Genomic DNA, 18,112 nt, shown 5'->3' on the forward strand with positions numbered 1-18,112 from the left:
GCCTGCGGGCCGGCGGGGGCTGGTCGCGCAGTTCCCCGCGCCCCCAGGGGTTGCAGCACCGTCGGCTGCACCGCTCCGCAGCCGCGAGCTTCAGCCGGATCGCGTCCGGCGACGGCTTGGTACCCGGTGTCGGAGGTCGTTCGCCGCCTGCGGGCCGGCGGGGGCTGGTCGCGCAGTTCCCCGCGCCCCCAGGGGTTGCAGCACCGTCGGCTGCACCGCTCCGCAGCCGCGAGCTTCAGCGGGATCGCGTCCGGCGACGGCTTGGCACGCGGTGTGGCAGATCGTTCGCCGCCTGCGGACCGGTGGGGGCTGGTCGCGCAGCTCCCCGCGCCCCCAGGGGGTGCAGCGCCGTCGGCTGCACAGCTCCGCAGCTGCGAGTTTCAGCGGGACGGCTTGGTACCCGGTGTCGGAGGTCGTTCGCCGCCTGCGGGCCTGCGGGGGCTCGTCGCGCAGCTCCCCGCGCCCCCAGGGGAGGTTGCAGCGCCGTCGGCCGCATCGTTCCGGGGCCGTCCCTCAGCTTGTGCCCGCGAAGTGCTCGCCGACCAGTCCCCGGACCACGTCCACGTCGCGAGCGATCAGTGCCTCCAGCAGGGTCAGGTGCTCCGCGGCGTCCGCGACCAGGTCGCCCCGGCCGTGCCGTACGGGGCCGCCGACCAGCGGCCACTGCGAGCGCCGGTGCAGGTCCTCGGCGATGCGGACCAGCTGCTCGTTGCCCGACAGGGACAGCAGCGCCCCGTGGAAGGCGCGATCGGACTCCGCGTAGGTGGCCGGACAGCCGGAGGCAGCCGCGCGCACCGTGTCCTCGGCGAGCGGACGCAGCCCGGCCCACCGCTCGGCCGGCACGGTCCGGGCGAGCCGCAGCATCACCGGCACCTCGATGAGCGCCCGCACCTCCGCCAGCTCGGCCAGCTCCCGCGTCCCCCGCTCGATCACCCGGAAGCCGCGGTTGGGGACCACCTCGACGGCGCCCTCCAGCGCGAGCTGCTGCATGGCCTCCCGGACCGGCGTGGCCGAGACGCCGAAGCGCTCGCCGAGGACCGGCGCCGAGTACACCTCGCCCGGCTTCAGCTCGCCGGCCACCAGCGCCGTGCGCAACGCGTCGAGGATCTGCCCGCGCACCGAGGACCGCTGCACCGCGAGCCGGGGCCCGGGCAGGGGCCGCTCGGCGTGCGTGTGCTCGCCCCGCACCCCGTGCGTCGCGGTGTCCCGCTCACGGAATCCGTCCAGGGCGTCCGCCGCGCGCTGCTGCGCCGGCACCCGGGCCGCGCCCGGCGCGCCGCCCTCCGGTCTCCCCGGCCCGGCGGAGCCCTGCACGCCCTGCTTCACGGGTCCTCCTGGCGGCATGTCGGTACTTGGGGTCATTAACGACGGCTTGTCACTTGTCCGTCAAGCACCTTAGGCCTACCAGGCGGTAGTTCAAACTCCACCGAGTGTGGGTAAGGTGAGCCTTACCTAGGGTGCCCGGCCCGTGATCAAGGATCGGTGGTTCCGCCATGCCCGCTGCGGCCTCGCCGCTCACCGCCGCCTACGACCGCCTCGGCGCGGTCTGTCCCGGCCTCACCGTGACCGAACGGGGCCCGGACGACCCGGCGCCCCGCGGCGGCGGCTGGGTCGGCGGCGCGGGGCTCGCGGCGGGCGGTGCGGAGCTGGACGCCTTCCTGGCCTGGGACGAGGCCCAGGTGCTGCGGGACTACGGACGGCGGGCCCGCCCGGACGTCGTCGCGAGCTTCGGCCTGCACCGCTACGCCTGGCCCGCCTGCCTGCTGATCACCGTCCCGTGGTTCCTGCACCGCCGGGTGCCCCGGCTGCCCGTGACGCACGTCTCGTACGACCGCAGCGCCGGGCGCATGGCCGTACGCCGCCCCGTCTCGTTCGCCTGCCTGCCCGGCGACCCCGCGGCCGTGCTGTCCGGTGCCGTCGTCGTGCGGGACGAGGAGGCGCTGCGGGCTGAGGTGCGGGCGGCCGTCGCCGAGCACCTGGAGCCGGTGCTCGCCGCCTTCGGGCCGCGGATGCGGCGGCGCGGCCGGGCCCTGTGGGGCATGGCGACCGACGAGGTCGTGGAGGGGCTGTGGTACGTCGCACAGCTGCTCGGGGCGGACGAGGAGCGGCGGGCCGTGCGGGAACTGGAGCTGCTGCTGCCCGGCGCCACCGGGCCGTACGTCGGCTCCGCCGCGTTCCGGGTGCTGACCGGGCCGGACGGCCGGCCGCTGCCCACCCGGGACCGGGCCAGCTGCTGCATGTTCTACACCGTGCGCCCCGAGGACACCTGCGCCACCTGCCCGCGCACCTGCGACAGCGACCGGATCACCAAACTCACGTCGGCCGCCGCCGCTTGAGGGGCTGTCAGGTACGGAGCACCGCCCGGCGTCCATTAAGATCATCGCGATCGGACCGCCCGCCCGCGGACAGGGCCTCGGACAGGGATTCACAACTTCCTCACCTGTCACGGGAACTTTCCGAGGAACCACCCGTACGGGTAGTCTTATTCGAACTCAACTCCCGCCCCTCAAGCGGCAGTTCGAGCAGAACGCCGTCCTGGGCATTCCCTTGCACCTTATTGGCGGCCTCTTGCCCCGAAACCCCCTGAGGGCCGTGGGGAGTGGGCCACTATGGCGGGCGTTACGCCCTATCCCAATGCAAGGGACCCCTGATGAGACTGACCGACATATCGCTGAACTGGCTGCTTCCGGGCGCCGTACTGCTCCTGGGGATGCTGGCGGCGGTGGCGGTGCTCGCGCGCGGCAAGCGCTCCTCCGGGGAGAACGCGAGCGCGGACGACTCCTGGGAGCGCAGCGAGGAGCGCCGCAGGCGCAAGGAGGCCATCTACGGCACCGCCTCCTATGTGCTTCTTTTCTGCTGTGCGGCGGTGGCGGCAGCCCTGTCCTTCCACGGCCTGGTCGGCTTCGGCGAGCAGAACCTCGGGCTGACCGACGGCTGGCAGTACCTGGTGCCGTTCGGTCTGGACGGTGCGGCGATGTTCTGCTCCGTGCTCGCGGTGCGCGAGGCCAGCCACGGTGACGCGGCCCTCGGCTCCCGGCTGCTCGTATGGATGTTCGCCGCTGCGGCGGCCTGGTTCAACTGGGTGCACGCACCCCGGGGCGCGGGCCACGACGGCGCCCCCCAGTTCTTCTCCGGCATGTCGCTGTCGGCGGCCGTCCTGTTCGACCGGGCGCTGAAGCAGACCCGCCGGGCCGCGCTGCGCGAGCAGGGCCTGGTGCCGCGTCCGCTGCCGCAGATCCGCATCGTGCGCTGGCTGCGGGCGCCCCGCGAGACCTACCGCGCCTGGTCGCTGATGCTCCTGGAGGGTGTGCGCAGCCTCGACGAGGCGGTCGAGGAGGTCCGCGAGGACAAGCGGCAGAAGGAGGAGACCCGCCAGCGCCGGCGCGACCAGCAGCGCGTGGAGCGCGCCCAGCTGAAGGCCATCAGCCGGGGCCACCGCGGCTTCATCGGCCGGGCCGACCGGCAGGTCGAGGTGCAGGCGGTCGAGCGCGGGCCCGCCCCCGCAACCGCGGAGCCTGCCATATCGACCGCGGAGCAGCTGCCCGTACGCCCTCGGCCCTCCCTGCAGCCGGTCCGCAGCGGATCTGAACCGGTGACCGTCGACCTCACCGCGGAGGACGACACCATGGCCCTGCCGCGCCTGGACTCCCTGGAGCGCAAGCTGAAGGACCTGGAGCAGCAGTTCGGCTGACTGTCCGGTGACCCGAGAGCACGCACGGGGCGAGGACCGAACACCACGGGACGGGGGCGTGACCACGCGGGTCACGCCCCCGTCCCGTTCCCGTCCCCACCGCTCGTCCCGCTACCGGCCGAATGTGCCGCTGCTGCCCGCCCCGCCGTGCTCAGGCCGCCTCGGCGCCGAGTTCGAACCACACCGACTTGCCCACGCCGTGCGGCCGTACGCCCCAGGCGTCCGCGAGGGACTGGACCAGCATCAGGCCCCGGCCGTGGGTGTCGTCGGTCTCCGGGCCCCGCGGCTCGGGTCTGCGGGGTACGAAGTCCCGTACCTCCACCCGCAGTCCGTCCGGTTCCACGACGGCCGTCAGGACGGCGTCGTCGTCGGTGTGGACGAGCGCGTTGGTGACCAGTTCGCTGGTGAGCAGTTCGGCGATCTCCGAGCGGCCCGGCTTGCCCCAGTGCCGCAGCAGTTCGCGCAACTCCCGGCGGGCCTGCGGCACCGCCTTGAGGTCCGCCCGGCCCAGCCTGCGCCGGAGCCGGTGCGCGTGTTCCGTGATGGTGTCGGTCTGTTCCCCCGCCTTCGCCGAGGAGGCCCCGATGACCCCGGGACCGCCCCCTCGCGCCTGCCTCTTCATGACCCCCGCCCGCACGCCGCCGGTCCCTGGCCCTCCTGGTCGAACACGTTCACGGGGGATGCTTGCCCAGCAGGCTCACAGGCAGTCATGACTCATGCCCGATGACCGGCGGTTCGGCCACGCGGACAGGGCGCCGTCCCCGGTCCGGGTGCCGGTGGCCCCCCGTACCGCGGGCTCTGTGACCACCGCTGGGCGCCACTGACGCCCCGAGAAGGCAACGCAGCTGCGCCCGGCACGGGCGGTCGGCATACCGTCACGCGTCGTGAAACTGGCCGAAATCAGCTCCCTGACGGCGGTGTGCGGGACGGGACCTAGGGGCGCGGTACGTTGCGGAGGTTGGAGCGGGCCATCTGGAGCATGCGGCCGACCCCGCCGTCCAGCACGATCTTGGACGCCGACAGGGCGAACCCGGTGACCATGTCGGCGCTGATCCGTGGCGGGATGGACAGCGCGTTCGGATCGGTGACGATGTCCACCAGGGCCGGTCCCTTGTGCTTGAAGGCGTCCTTGAGCGCCCCCGCGAGTTGCTTGGGCTTCTCCACCCGCACCCCGTAGGCACCGCAGGCCCGGGCGACGGCGGCGAAGTCGGGGTTGGCGTTCGTCGTGCCGTACGAGGGCAGGCCCGCCACCAGCATCTCCAACTCGACCATGCCGAGTGAGGAGTTGTTGAACAGCACGACCTTGACGGGCAGGTCGTACTGCACGAGCGTCAGGAAGTCGCCCATCAGCATGGCGAATCCGCCGTCCCCGGACATGGACACCACCTGCCGGCGCCGGTCGGTGAACTGCGCCCCGATCGCCATGGGCAGCGCGTTCGCCATCGAACCGTGGGAGAACGAACCGATGATCCGGCGGCGGCCGTTGGGCGAGACGTACCGGGCGGCCCACACATTGCACATGCCGGTGTCGACCGTGAACACCGCGTCGTCGGCCGCGACCTCGTCGAGGACGGCGGCCACGTACTCCGGGTGGATCGGGACGTGCTTGTCGACCTTCCGCGTGTACGCCTTGACCACGCCCTCCAGCGCGTCGGCGTGCTTCTTCAGCATCTTGTCGAGGAACCGCCGGCTGGTCTTCTCCCGCACCCGCGGGATCAGACAGCGCAGGGTCTCGCGGACGTCCCCCCACACCGCGAGGTCGAGTCGGGAGCGGCGGCCCAGCACCTCGGGCCGTACGTCGACCTGGGCGATCTTCACGTCGTCCGGCAGGAAGGCGTTGTACGGGAAGTCGGTGCCGAGCAGGATCAGCAGGTCGCACTCGTGGGTGGCCTCGTAGGCGGCGCCGTAGCCGAGCAGGCCGCTCATCCCGACGTCGTACGGGTTGTCGTACTGGATCCACTCCTTGCCGCGCAGCGCGTGTCCCACCGGGGCCTTGATCCTCCCGGCGAACTCCATGACCTCGGCGTGGGCGCCGGCCGTGCCGCTGCCGCAGAACAGGGTGACCTTGCCGGCCTCGTCGATCATCTCCACGAGCTTGTCGATCTCGGTGTCGCCTGGGCGGACAGTGGGCCGGGAGGTGACGAGGGCGCTCCGGGCGGCCTTCTCCGGGGCGGGTTCGGCGGCGATGTCGCCCGGCAGGGAGACCACGCTGACGCCCCTCCGGCCGACCGCGTGCTGGATGGCGGTCTGCAGCAGCCGGGGCATCTGCTGGGGACTGGAGATCAGCTCGCTGTAGTGGCTGCACTCCTGGAAGAGCCGGTCGGGGTGGGTCTCCTGGAAGTAGCCGAGGCCGATCTCGCCGGAGGGGATCTGGGAGGCGAGGGCGAGCACCGGGGCCATGGAGCGGTGGGCGTCGTACAGGCCGTTGATCAGGTGCAGGTTGCCCGGGCCGCAGGAGCCCGCGCAGGCCGCCAGTTTCCCGGTGATCTGCGCCTCGGCGCCGGCCGCGAAGGCGGCGGTCTCCTCGTGGCGTACGTGGATCCAGTCGATGGCGGAGTTGCGGCGGACGGCGTCCACGACCGGGTTGAGGCTGTCGCCGACGACGCCGTACAGCCGGCGCACCCCGGCGCGGACGAGGATGTCCACGAACTGCTCGGCTACGTTCTGTCTGGCCATGGTCTCTCGTCTGCCCCTCAGGTCTGCCCGAATCCCTCCGGCGGGCCCGGGCTCCGGGAATTCACCTTCCATGAATCCACAGGGGCAGCGGTTACGCCTCCCAAACGGCCGCCGCCGAACGGTCGTCGGCATAGCCCTTCACCCGCACCTGGGCGTCGGCGAGGAACGCGGCGAGGCCGGGCGCGGCCCGACCGGACCAGCGGCGGGCCAGGTAGGCGCAGAGGGCGGGTTCCCCGCGCAGCGGGTCGGCCAGGCCCGCGGTGCACATCACCAGCGCATCACCCGGGCGGGCTACCGAGGCGCGGAAGCGGAACGGTTCGCGGGGCGGCTGCGGCGCCGGCTCGTAGGGACTCGGCGGTGTCGGGATGCCGAGGTCCAGGGTGAGCCGGTCGCCCTCGGAGGTCTCCGCCGGCGGCGAGCCGAACCCGGCGACCGGCGCGCCGGTGGCCTCGGCGGGTGACACGCGCGGCTCTATGTCCTGCCACGCGCCGTCCCGCAGCCGGAACAGGCCGCCGTCACCGACGCCGAAGAACACGCGCGTACGGCAGTCCGGGTCGGCGGGCAGCAGCAGACAGCGCAGGCTCGCCGTGTACTCCTCCGGGTCGACGCCCTGCTCGAGGGCGCTCGCCCGCAGCCGGCCGAGGCTGCGGTCGGTCAGCCGGTGCAGACCGGACTTCAGGTCGCCGCGCCGGGCCGCCCGGATGTCCTCCACCAGCCGCTGATGGCTGCGGCCCACGGCCCGCCCGATCCACCGGCACGCCTCGGCCGCCGCCAGGTGCGCGCCCGGTGTGGCCCGCGCGCCGGTCGCCATCGCGACGAGGACGAGCGCCTGCTCCCCGCTGCCGAACCGGGCGGTGAGCAGCGAGTCCCGGCGCGGCTCGCCCCGGTACCGGGCGGAGTCACCGCGCAGCGACACCGCCCGCAGGGTGCAGGCCCCGTACCGGGCGCCGTCCAGCACGGTGTCGGCGACCTGCTCCCCGAGCCCGTCCGGATCGGCGGCGGGGAGCGCGGTCGGCTCGGGGTCGTAGGTCGGGGGTCCGGAGCCCACGTAGTCGACGGAGGCGACGGACGGCTCCGGGGAGCGGGGCGGGGTGGAGGGCACCGGTGCGGAGGGCTCCGACGCCGAAGGCTCCCCGGGCGCGACGGTCTCCGTGCGCGCGTGCCGCTCGGCGACGTACGGCGGCTCATCGGGAACCGGGGCTCGCGGCGGCTGGGGGGCCGTCACCTGGGGCGGCGGTACGGGAGCCTGCGGCGGCTCGACGTCCGCTCCCTGAGACGGCTGTACGGGAGCCGCTCCCTCAGGCGGCTGTGCGGGAGCCGTTGCCTGGGGCGGCTCGGGGGCCGCGGCCTGGGGCGGCTGTGCGAGGCCCGTGGTGCGCGGCGGATCGGCGGGGGCTTCGGGCGCCGGTGGTCCGGCTGACGGAGCGGGACTCGGAGCCGGCGCGCCGCGTTGCGCGGGGACTGCCGGTCCCCGGGGGCCCGGTCTGTCCTCACCACCGTCGCCATCGCCGCCGCCGAAGCCGTCGTAGTCGTCGTAGCCGCCGCCGTCGTCATGGCCGCCGCTGTCCGCGCCGTCGTAACCACCGCTGCCGTCGCCGTCGTAGTCGTCGTAGCCGTCGCCGTCCTGGCCGGTCGGCCCCGTGTCGTGGCGTCCCGGCGCCTCGCCCGGTCCGCCCGTCACCGTGCTCTTCGCCGAGGCGTAGCGGTCGTCCAGGGAATCCGGCGCGGCCGTGGGACCCGTGTCCGCGGTGGAGTCGTCGTACAGCTGCCGCCACCAGTCGTCCTCATGCCGGGCTGGCTTTCCCCCCTGCTGGCTCATGCCCCTGATTGTCCACCGCACGGGCCGTCCGAAAACGGGGCATCGGGAAAATGCGGCGCGCCCGGGCACCTCGAACGGCGTGTCGAGTGAGGGAGTGAACAGCCGTACGAGAAGCGGTTGATGGCCGCCGGGCGGCCCCACCCCCCACGGGAGGACCGCCCGGCGACGTCTGAAGTGGCCCGGCCCCGCACCCCGTCCGCGTGCTCGCACGCGTCCGGGCCCGGACCATGGTCCCGGGCGACCGGGCCGCGACGGCGCCGGTCGAACGGCCGGAACATGGCTTGGTTTCCTGGGACGCCGCGGTGAGCCGTGGGCACGGCCGCGCGTCCTGCGGTGCTGCCACCTTGGCAGAGTCACCACCGGTACGGCGATGATGTCCTGCGGCGGGTTTGCGTCGTGGCCGGTTTCCGCCACGGTGCGCCGCTTTCGTGGACCGGTGCACAGGGAGGGGCGCGGGCCGATGCTGACGGCGATAGGGCTGGACGAGACGCACGAGGCGGCGTACCGGGCACTGGTGTCCGTGGGCGCCGCCGAGGTGGCCGACCTGGCCCGGCGTCTGACGCTGGCCGAGCGGGACACCGAGCGGGCGCTGCGCCGGCTGGAGCGGCAGGGGCTCGCGGCCCAGTCCTCGGCGCGGCCGGGCCGCTGGGTGGCGGCCCCGCCCGGGGTGGCGCTGGGCGCGCTGCTCACCCAGCAGCGGCACGAGCTGGAGAAGGCGGAGCTGGCGGCGGCGCTGCTCGCCGAGGAGTACCGGGCGGCGGCGGCCGAGCCGGCGGTGCACGACCTGGTGGAGGTGGTGACCGGCGCCCCGGCGGTGGCCCAGCGCTTCCTGCAGTTGCAGCTGGGGGCCGCCGAGGAGGTGTGCGCGCTGGTCACCGGCAATCCGGTGGTCGTCTCCGGGACGGACAACGACGCGGAGGAGCAGGCCGCCGGGCGCGGGGTGCGCTACCGGGTGGTGGTCGAGCGGGCGGTGCTGGACCTGCCGCACGGGCTGACCGAGCTGACGGCGGCGCTCGGCCGGGACGAGCGGGTACGGGTGGTGGACCGGGTGCCGACGAAGCTGGTGGTGGCCGACCGCTCGCTCGCGATGGTGCCGCTGACCTCGCGGACGACGGAGCCTGCCGCGCTCGTGGTGCACGCCAGCGGGCTGCTGGAGCTGCTGTCCGGGCTGTTCGAGTCGGTGTGGCGCGACGCGCTGCCGCTGCGCCTGGACGCCTCCGGGGTGGCCGAGGAGCGGCCGGACGGCCCCGACGCCACCGATCTACAGGTGCTGTCGCTGCTGCTCGCCGGGCTGACCGACGCGAGCGTGGCCAAACAGCTCGACCTGGGCCTGAGGACCGTGCAGCGCCGGGTGAAGCGGCTGATGGAGCTGGCCGGGGTGACGACCCGGCTGCAACTGGGCTGGCACGCCTACGAGCAGGGCTGGGTGACCCGGGACGAACCCCGCTGACCGTCGCAACCGGCCGCCCGTCCCGCCTTGACCTGCGATTTCTCCCAGCGGTCGCCTGCCTGCCGATCGCGGGGCCTGGCTGGGGGTGGTGCTGTGGGCGTGACCGGCGAGGCTCACCGGCGCCAGGACCGGGGGACGGCGGCCGGCGCCACCCTGCCCGGGCCCGGACGAGGGATGCCGGCGGTCCTCGGGCCCGGGGCAGACGAAGGACGCCCGTGGTCCGCGTGCCCGGACCGGGCGAAGTCCGCCCACGGTGCCCGTGCCAGGGCCAGGCGCACGGTCTCGGCGACGGCCGTCATGCCCGCGTCGTTGAAGTGCAGGTGGTCACCGGGGTCGTATCCCGGCAGGATGCGGGTGGGGTCGGCCGGGTCGCGTACGGCGGCGTCGGCGTCGGCCACCGCGTCGAAGGTGCCGCCGCCGCGGATGAAGGCGTTCACCCGCTGCCGCACGGCCTCGCCGACGTCCGTGTAGGCGGGATAGCCCCGGTAGGGGGTGAGGGTGACGCCGACGACCCGGATGCCGCGGGCGTGGGCGCGGGCGACGAGGGTGCGGTAGGCGTCGGCGTACGCGGCGGCATCGTTCGCCTCCGGGGTGCCCTTGATGTCGTTGATGCCCTCGAGGACGACCAGGGCGCGCACCCCGGCCCGGTCCAGGGCGTCGGCGTCCAGGCGGACGAGGGCGCTGGGCCCGCTGCCGTCGCGCAGCAGGCGGTTTCCGGCGATCCCGGCGTTGAGCACGCCGAGCCGGTGGGCGCTCAGGTGCTCGGCGAGCCGGTCGGGCCAGCGGTGGTTGGCGTCGGGGGTGGAACCGTTGCCGTCGGTGAGGGAGTCGCCGAACGCCACGACGCTGCCGCGGGCGTGCCCCCGGACATCGACGCCGGTGACGTAGTACCAGCGGCTGATCCGCTTCGTGTACGCGGCGCCGTCCTCGTCGGCGGCCCGGCCCTCGCCGGCGAGGGCCACATAGCTGGTCTGCAGGGCGGTGTGGTGGTAGGTGGCGGGCCCGCTGTCGCCCGGCGTGTACACGGTGACGAGGAGGTCGGCGGCGGCCGGGACGGGCAGCGGCACCGGGTCGGAGACCGTGTCCTGGCCGGGTGGCACGGTGACGGTGGGGGCGCCGTGGAAGGTGACGGTGCGCAGGGTGCCGGGCACGGCGTCCGGGCCGGCCGCCCGGCGCAGGGCGACGGTGACCGCGCCGAGGGACAGGGACGCGGTGCCGAGCCGGTTGCCGAGCCGGACGCGCACGGCGGTGCCGCCGACGCTGAGGTGGACGACGTTGCGGACGGCGGCGCCGGGCAGTGCGGGCGCGGTTCCCGACGGCGCGGTCTCCCAACTGCCCGTCCAGCGCGCGGACGCCGGCTCGGCCACGGCGGTCGTCGTACCCGGCAGCATCCCCAGCAGCAGGACCACGAGGACCCGTCCGACCTTGGCCATGTGTGCGCCGCCCTTCCCCGTGGTTCGTCGGAGGCGACCGTGCCACACGGGCGGGCCGCGCCGACGGAACATCGACACCGGTCCACCCGCTCGGCGCAACCCGTCGGCTTCGTCCTCCGGGACGACGGCACGATGGTGGCCGGCGGCTGCGCCCTGGGCCGGAAAGAAGTGGCGCGATCTCCGGTGGAACGCGAAGGCCGCCGCCCCGGTCGGGAACGGCACGGCGCGCGTGCGGCCCCCGGCGGGTGCGGGGCGCGCGTACACGCCGGACGCCCCGCCGGGGACAGGCCTAGGTGAGCACGCCTTCCAGGGTCAGCAGCCGGACCTTGCGCTCGAGTCCGCCCGCGTAACCTGTCATCGCCCCGTTCGCGCCGATGACCCGATGGCAAGGGCGCACGATCAGCAGGGGGTTGGCGCCGATCGCCCCGCCGACGGCGCGAACGGCCGCGCGGGTTGCGCCGATTCGCGCGGCGATCTCTCCGTAGGTGGCGGTGGCACCGTACGGCACCTCGTCCAGCGCGGCCCACACCCGCTGCCGGAAGTCGGTGCCCTCGGCACGCAACGGCAACCGGAATTCCCTGAGTTCACCGGCGAAGTAGGCGGCGAGCTGCTCGCCGGCCGCACGGAACGGGCCCGGATCGTGCCGCCAGTCGGGCTGGACGACCCGCCCGCCCTTCTGTCCGGGCACGGACAGCGAGGTGATCGCCCCGTCCGCGTCGGCGGTGAGCAGCAGCGGCCCGACCGGGGCGTCCAGGTGGGTGAAGTACACGCTCGTCATCGGCTCGACTCCCCCGCCACGCGCAGATGCTGGACGGCGTACGACCGCCACGGCCGCCACGCGTCGGGGAGCGCCTTGCCGGGCGGGGCCACGTCCGGATCGCCGAGCGCGCGCACGCGGATGGTGGCGGCGGTGGCCGGGTCCATGCCGGGCAGGGCGAGCAGCGCCTGCTGGGCGTCGTCCCGGTCGGCGCCCGGATCCAGCCGTACGGTGCCGTCGGCGAGGGCGGCGGCGAGCGCGCCCAGCGGGCCGTCGGGCTCGGCCTCGGCGAGCACGGCCGGCTCCGGGAAGAGGTGGGTGAGGCTGCCGCAGGGAGCGTCGAGCGCCTTGCCGTAGCGGCGTACCAGCTCCTCGGCGCCCCTGGTGCCGATCAGGGCGCGGACGGCGGGTTCCAGCGGGTCGACGGCGCCGGGCGAGCGCAGCCCGGGCCGGGCGGCGACCAGCGGGGCGAGCCGTGGGTCGGTGCCGAGCCGCTCGTCGACGGCGTACGGGTCGGCGTCCAGGTCGAACAGGCGCCGCAGCCGCTGCACCGCGGTGGTGAGGTCCCTGGGGTCGGTGAGGTGCAGCCGTGCGTCCAGCCAGCCGCCCGGATGGGTGCCGCCGCCCGCCTTCGGCGCCCGGGTGTGCTCGGCGACGGCGACGAGCGCGGTGCCGTACGGCAGCCGCAGGGTGCGCCGGTAGGTGCGGCCGCCCGGGGTGCCGGACACCTCCTCGATCCCCGGCACCGCCTCCCGCCCCAGCTGGTCGAAGACGGCGGCCGCCTGGTACGGGCCCCGGTACGCCAGCCGCAGCGGGATGCCCGCGCCCGGGGTGGCCCGGCGGGTCTCCCGGCCCCGGGGGGCGGCGGCGCGCACCTCGGTCGGCGTCGCGTCGTACACGTCGCGGACGGTGTCGTTGAACTGCCGCACGCTGGCGAACCCGGACGCGAAGGCGATCTCGGTGACCGGCAGGTCGGTGGTCTGCAGCAGTACCCGCGCGGTGTGCGCGCGCTGGGCCCGGGCGAGCGCCACGGGCCCGGCGCCCAGCTCGGCGGTGAGCTGCCGCTGCACCTGCCGGGCGCTGTAGCCGAGGCGCGCGGCGAGCCCGGCGACGCCTTCGCGGTCCACGACGCCGTCGGCGATCAGGCGCATGGCCCGGCCGACGACGTCCGCGCGGACGTTCCACTCCGCCGAGCCCGGCACGGCGTCCGGCCGGCACCGGCGGCAGGCCCGGAAGCCGGAGCCCTGTGCGGCGGCGGCCGTCGGGAAGAACCGCACGTTGTGCCGCTTGGGCGTCACCGCCGGGCAGCTCGGCCGGCAGTAGATGCCGGTGGTCTCGACGGCGAAGAAGAACGCACCGTCGAACCGCCCGTCCCGGCTGCGCACCGCCTCGTACCTGCTGTCTTCGTCCATCACGGTTCCAGTGTCGGACGCGGGAGGAGGAGCCGGCCAGCGGGAATCGGACGTGGAGCTGCCGGGGGCCGGTCGCAACGATCGGCCCCCGGCGTTCGAGGACGAGGCGGGCCGGAGCCGGGGGCCCGGGGGCGGCGCCCCGGAACGCCCGCACCGGCACAGGGCCACCTACTTCCGGCGCCCCCGCTTCGCCTCCATCGCCGCCCTGCCCTCCGCCCCCTTCCGCTTCCAGTCCCGCCGCAGCTCCGCACGGACCCTGGCGTCCGTCTTGGCCACGATCCACTGGTTCTCCCGCATCAGCTTGCGGTAGCTCTCCAGCCGCCGTACCGGTAGCTCCCCGCTCTCGACGGCGGAGCGCACCGCGCAGCCCGGCTCGGTCTCGTGGGCGCAGTCGTGGAAGCGGCACCGTGCGGCCAGTTCCTCGATCTCGGCGAAGACCGCCCCGACACCGGTCTCGGCGTCGAAGAGGCCGACGCCCCGCAGCCCGGGGGTGTCGATGAGGACGCCGCCGGAGGGCAGGGCGAGCAGGTTGCGGGTGGTCGTGGTGTGCCGGCCCTTGCCGTCGACGTCCCGCGCCGCCCGGACGTCCATGACGTCGTCGCCGACGAGGGCGTTGGCCAGGGTCGACTTGCCCGCGCCGGACTGGCCGAGCAGCACGGTCGTACCGGAGCCGACGACTGCGACGAGGGTGTCGAGCCCGTCGCCGTGCAGGGCGCTGACGGTGAGCACGGGCACGCCGGGCGCGCTCGTCTCCACGTCCTGCACCAGGTGGGCGAGGGTGGCGGGGTCCGGCACGAGGTCGGCCTTGGTGAGGACGACCACGGGCTGGGCGCCGGACTCCCAGGCGAGGGCGAGGAAGCGTTCGACGCGGCCGAGGTCGAGTTCCACCGCGAGGGACACGGCGACGACGGCGTGGTCGACGTTGGCGGCGAGGATCTGCCCCTCGGACCGCTTGGAGGAGGTGGAGCGCACGAAGGCGGTGCGGCGCGGCAGGTACGCGCGCACATAGCGGGGGTTGCCGCCGGGTTCGACGGCGACCCAGTCGCCGGTGCACACGACCCGCATCGGGTCGTGCGGGGTGACGAAGGCGGTGTCGGCGCGGAGGACTCCGGCCGCGGTGACGACGTCGCACTGGCCGCGGTCGACCCGGACGACCCGGCCGGGCAGCAGCCCTTCGGCCGCGTAGGGGGTGAACGTGTCGGCCCAGGCGTCGTCCCAGCCGTAGGGGGTCAGCGCGGAGGACACGGCAGAGGTGGAAGTCAAGGGAGACCCTTCACAGGGGTGGCCCCGGGCAGGCGCGGTCGGCGCGGTCGGATCAGCCGGTGGCCACGGAGGTGGACTTGATGAGTTCCTGGATGAGGGCAGCGCCCAGCACAGTGACAGCCATCGGTCGACACCTCCTCGTTCTCACTCGTGTGTGCGCACACCACGTCGGCGTGCTCGCCAACTGTAGCCCTGCGGCGGCGGTTTGCGTCAAAGGGTTTTCCGCCGGCCGTGTGGTGCCGTTGTGCCGCTCACCCCGTCGTGCAGGGCGCCCCGTTGAGCGTGAAGCCGTACGGCGTGCGGTTCCGGTCCTGCCAGGTGCCGAGGAAGCCGAAGGTGAGGGTGCCGTGCGCGGCGACGGACTTGTCGTAGTCGGCGGCGGTGGCGGTGACGCGGGAGCCGTTCTGGTCGGCGGTGGCGTCCCACATCTGGCCGACCTGCTGGCCGTCACGGAAGCTCCAGGCGACCCGCCAGCCGGTGAGGGCCTGGTCGGTGGTGACGGTGACGGTGGCCTGGAAGCCTTCGGACCACTGACCGACCAAGTCGTAGGCGACCCGGCAGGCGGCCGCCTCGGTGGTGGCGGGGGCACCGGTGCGGCCGGGGTGGTGCGTGGAGGAGGACGTGCCCTGGGGTTCGGGGTCGGGTTTCTTCCGCTCGGGCGCGGCTCGCCTGCCGGTCGGGGAGGCGGTGGCGGTGGCGGGGGGCGTGCGGGACGGGGACGGGGACGGGGCGCGGGTGGTGCGGGAGACGCCGGGGTCGGCGACGGGCCGGCGGTCCTCGTGGGCGACGGCGGTGTCGTCGCCGGACCCGCCGAACGGCATCAGCGACACGCCGAGCGCCAGCCCGGACAGCAGCACGGCCGCGGCGAGCAGTCCGCGGCGCAGCACCTTGGCGCGGCCCGCGTCCTCCTCGGGGTCACCGGGCTCCGGGGCGGCACCGGGACGGCCCGCGCCGAGGCGGACCTCGGCGGCGCGCCGGCGGCGCTCCAGGTAGGCGAGGCCGCCCCAGCCGATGACTTGGCCGGCCAGCGCGGCGGGCAGGCCGCCGCCGTGCAGGCGCAGGCAGGCCGCGGCCTCGGCGCACCTCACACAGGTCGCGAGGTGCCGGGAGAGGTCGCCCGGGGTGTCGGCGGCGGACGAGCGGGTGACCGCGTCCAGCAGCCGGGCGTAGCTGCGGCACTGCGCGTCCATCGGGGTGTCCAGGTGGGCGCGGTGGCAGCGTTCCCGGAACAGGGTGCGGACCTGGTCGAGCTCGTCGGCGACGGTGGCCGGGTCAAGGCCCAGCCGGCGGGCGACGGTGGGCAGGGGCAGCGCCTCCACCTCGGCCAGCCACAGCAGCGAGGCGTCGGCCTCCTGCATGTCCCGCAGGCCGCGCAGCGCGACCGGACGCTGCAGCGGGGGGCCCGCGAAGCGGGCCGCCTTGCCGGAGTTGAGCCACAGCCGCAGGTCGGGGTCGAGCTTGTGGCCCTGGCCGTCGGCCTCCCAGGCGGCCGCGGTGTCGCGTACGGCGGTGAGCAGCGCCGGTATCGTCGGCAGCCGTGCGGTCCGGCGGCCGGCGCCGCGCACATGGGTGCTCGCGGCGGCGCGGACCTCGCGCATGCCGAGCGTGAACGCCTGCGTCGCCAGCTGCTGGGCCGTCAGGGACCCGCTGGTGCACAGGTCCGCGTACGAGAGCACCGCGTCCCAGCCCTCCGAGAACAGCGCGGCCTCGGTGGCGTCCTGGGGGGTCGGCAGGTCGGGCATGGGACTCCTGCATCCACGAGCGAGGGCAACTCACCATAGGGAGAAGGGAGTTGTACGGAACCCCGCGGCAGGGCACAGAGCCTTTCACGTCCTCGACACAACTGACAAGCGGCCTGTTCACATCCGGTCACCGACCGTGTCCGACGGGTGCGCCTCACGGTGAGCCCGCACCTCCGGTCTGTGGTACGGATGCCGGCGCCGTTCGGCTCACCGCCCCGCCGGCCCCTGGTGCGGGATCACACCTCGGCCGGTGCCGCCTCCGGTTCGCCCACCGGTTCGTCCGCGGGCAGGCTGTCCATGAAGGAGCTGACGGAGAAGACCGCGCGGCCGGGTCCGGGCGGGCCGTAGCCGGGAGGCGAGGACAGCCCGAAGTCGTCCATCGTGGACCGGTACGCCTCCAGCAGCCGGATGTGGTACTCCAGCGGCGCGCCCTGCGGGTTGGCCTTGCCGAGCGGGGTGGTGGGCTCCGGGCACCAGGTGGTGAAGCGGGGCGTGATGCCGTGCGACATGAAGAAGCGCAGGCCCTCGGTGGTGGAGGCGATGGCCTCGTCCACGGTGGTGAAGCCGAACGGCTCGGCCATCTCCACACCGGCCACGAAGTTCGGGATCACATTGCGCGCCCCGAACACCTCGGCGGAGTCGAGGATGCGCCGGTGCCACTCGTCCCGGCCGACGTACCGCTCCTTGCCCGGGCAGTACAGCTCGAACAGCCGGCGGTCCCAGACCTCGAAGTTGGGGTGGTAGATCTGCACGCCGTAGTCCTTGAACCGCTGCACGTCCGCCTTCGGCAGCGCCTGCGCCACCACCTTGCCGATCCAGCGGCCCGGGAAGCGCTCCTCGATGGCCTTGGCGTAGTGGCCGTAGAAGTCGGCCTCGTCCCGGCCCGCGACCGTCTTGGTGATCGCGCCGCCGGTGAGGGTGTAGGCGGTGGACGCCTTCTGGGTGTCGTACCGGTCGATGATCTCGAGGGCTTCGAGGACCTCCTCGACGTCCTTCACCCCCGTGTACGGCCGCCCGGCCGCCTTGTGCTGGCGCCAGTTGTGGTTGATGTCGCAGTACTGGCACTCCTCCTTGGCGCCGAAGTACTGGCAGACCCGGAAGACGGTCAGGTAGATCAGATAGCCCCACTGGATGGTGGGGGCGACCTCCATCACGGACTTCCCGTTGGAGAGGGTGTGCCGGTAGTACTCGGGCATCGGCGGCACGCCGACGTCGGCGATGCGGCTGCCGTCGAGGTAGAGCCCGAGCATCCCTTCCTCGTCGGCGGCGACCCGGTACGGCGAGGCGGGGTTCACCCGCACGGAGACCACCGTACGGCGCAGATCGTAGGGGCCGCCCGTGAGGATGATCTCCTCCGGGGGCCGGCGCAGCGCGGCCTCGCCCAGCTCGGGCAGGGTGCCGTGGTCGAAGGAGAAGATGAAGTACGACTTCGGCTTGACCTCGCCGCTCTCGTTGTCGCTGAGGGCGGATGGGTCGAAGGCGACACCACCCCGGAGCAGGTCCTCCTTGAAGACCGCCTCCCGCGGCACATGCGGGAAGCGCTCCATCAGATCCTCGACCAGCGCGGTGCGACTGCCCATCCGTATGTCTCCTCCCGGCTCAGGCGTTCGCCTCTCACCGTATGCCCTGGCCTCCCGCTCGACCGTGCCGGGTCCCCGCACGACGCGCGACGTGTTCCCCTGCGACGGTGACGGGTGCCGGTTCCGGGCCGATCGGGTACGGACGATGCACGCACGGCAGGTCGGTCTCCTCGGCGGGTGGAGTCCCGCAGGACCCCGTGCCTGCCCAGGCCCGGATGCCGGGCGCCGGGCAGCTCGGCGCGGTACGGGGCCGGCCGGACGGCGGCGCGCCCCACCTCCTCCTGCGGCA

General features: G+C 74.3%; 13 protein-coding genes. 3 read left to right on the forward strand and 10 right to left on the reverse strand.

The window, feature by feature from the left end; translation table 11 throughout:
- Positions 1–513: 513 nt before the first annotated feature.
- Positions 514–1,326: a GntR family transcriptional regulator gene (locus tag ACGFRF_RS06465; RefSeq protein WP_393737463.1), complete on the reverse strand. Its 813-nt coding sequence runs from the start codon at positions 1,324–1,326 to the stop codon at positions 514–516.
- A gap of 167 nt (positions 1,327–1,493) precedes the next feature.
- Here ACGFRF_RS06465 and ACGFRF_RS06470 point away from each other — a divergent pair, with 167 nt between their 5' ends.
- Both ACGFRF_RS06470 and ACGFRF_RS06475 read left to right on the forward strand, forming a co-directional pair.
- Positions 1,494–2,336 (forward strand): (2Fe-2S)-binding protein, encoded by an 843-nt coding sequence (locus ACGFRF_RS06470; RefSeq protein WP_393737464.1) that lies wholly within the window; start codon positions 1,494–1,496, stop codon positions 2,334–2,336.
- Between the two features lie 314 nt (positions 2,337–2,650).
- Positions 2,651–3,691: a DUF2637 domain-containing protein gene (locus ACGFRF_RS06475; protein ID WP_393737465.1), complete on the forward strand. Its 1,041-nt coding sequence runs from the start codon at positions 2,651–2,653 to the stop codon at positions 3,689–3,691.
- A gap of 151 nt (positions 3,692–3,842) precedes the next feature.
- On the opposite strand, the gene ACGFRF_RS06480 is transcribed toward ACGFRF_RS06475, so the two are convergent.
- The 3 genes from ACGFRF_RS06480 to ACGFRF_RS06490 all read right to left on the reverse strand — a co-directional run bounded on the left by ACGFRF_RS06480 (position 3,843) and on the right by ACGFRF_RS06490 (position 8,186).
- Positions 3,843–4,313, reverse strand: a complete 471-nt coding sequence (locus ACGFRF_RS06480) for an ATP-binding protein (RefSeq protein WP_393737466.1) — start codon at positions 4,311–4,313, stop codon at positions 3,843–3,845.
- Positions 4,314–4,624: 311 nt separating this feature from the next.
- On the reverse strand, positions 4,625–6,367 hold the full coding sequence (locus ACGFRF_RS06485; RefSeq protein ID WP_393737467.1) for a pyruvate dehydrogenase: 1,743 nt from the start codon (positions 6,365–6,367) through the stop codon (positions 4,625–4,627).
- A 91-nt stretch (positions 6,368–6,458) separates the two neighbouring features.
- On the reverse strand, positions 6,459–8,186 hold the full coding sequence (locus ACGFRF_RS06490) for a protein phosphatase 2C domain-containing protein (RefSeq protein ID WP_393737468.1): 1,728 nt from the start codon (positions 8,184–8,186) through the stop codon (positions 6,459–6,461).
- 460 nt (positions 8,187–8,646) lie between these two features.
- Here ACGFRF_RS06490 and ACGFRF_RS06495 point away from each other — a divergent pair, with 460 nt between their 5' ends.
- Positions 8,647–9,636: a helix-turn-helix domain-containing protein gene (locus tag ACGFRF_RS06495; RefSeq protein WP_393737469.1), complete on the forward strand. Its 990-nt coding sequence runs from the start codon at positions 8,647–8,649 to the stop codon at positions 9,634–9,636.
- A 113-nt stretch (positions 9,637–9,749) separates the two neighbouring features.
- Here the strand turns inward: ACGFRF_RS06495 and ACGFRF_RS06500 are convergent, their stop codons facing one another.
- From ACGFRF_RS06500 to ACGFRF_RS06525, 6 genes are all read right to left on the reverse strand, one after another.
- Positions 9,750–11,069: an SGNH/GDSL hydrolase family protein gene (locus ACGFRF_RS06500; protein ID WP_393737470.1), complete on the reverse strand. Its 1,320-nt coding sequence runs from the start codon at positions 11,067–11,069 to the stop codon at positions 9,750–9,752.
- Between the two features lie 289 nt (positions 11,070–11,358).
- Positions 11,359–11,847 (reverse strand): methylated-DNA--[protein]-cysteine S-methyltransferase, encoded by a 489-nt coding sequence (locus ACGFRF_RS06505; protein WP_393737471.1) that lies wholly within the window; start codon positions 11,845–11,847, stop codon positions 11,359–11,361.
- Positions 11,844–13,238, reverse strand: coding sequence for a DNA-3-methyladenine glycosylase 2 family protein (locus tag ACGFRF_RS06510; RefSeq protein ID WP_393737684.1), 1,395 nt, complete (start codon positions 13,236–13,238; stop codon positions 11,844–11,846). Before ACGFRF_RS06510 ends, ACGFRF_RS06505 begins: the two co-directional genes overlap by 4 nt.
- Positions 13,239–13,406: 168 nt before the next feature.
- Positions 13,407–14,501 (reverse strand): ribosome small subunit-dependent GTPase A, encoded by a 1,095-nt coding sequence (gene rsgA / locus ACGFRF_RS06515; RefSeq protein WP_393737472.1) that lies wholly within the window; start codon positions 14,499–14,501, stop codon positions 13,407–13,409.
- 251 nt (positions 14,502–14,752) lie between these two features.
- Positions 14,753–16,243, reverse strand: a complete 1,491-nt coding sequence (locus ACGFRF_RS06520) for a cellulose binding domain-containing protein (protein WP_393737473.1) — start codon at positions 16,241–16,243, stop codon at positions 14,753–14,755.
- A gap of 236 nt (positions 16,244–16,479) precedes the next feature.
- On the reverse strand, positions 16,480–17,823 hold the full coding sequence (locus ACGFRF_RS06525) for a radical SAM protein (protein ID WP_393737474.1): 1,344 nt from the start codon (positions 17,821–17,823) through the stop codon (positions 16,480–16,482).
- Positions 17,824–18,112: the final 289 nt, after the last annotated feature.

The sequence above is a fragment of the Streptomyces sp. NPDC048521 genome (genome assembly GCF_043199855.1).
In the GTDB taxonomy this organism is placed as follows: Bacteria; Actinomycetota; Actinomycetes; order Streptomycetales; family Streptomycetaceae; genus Streptomyces.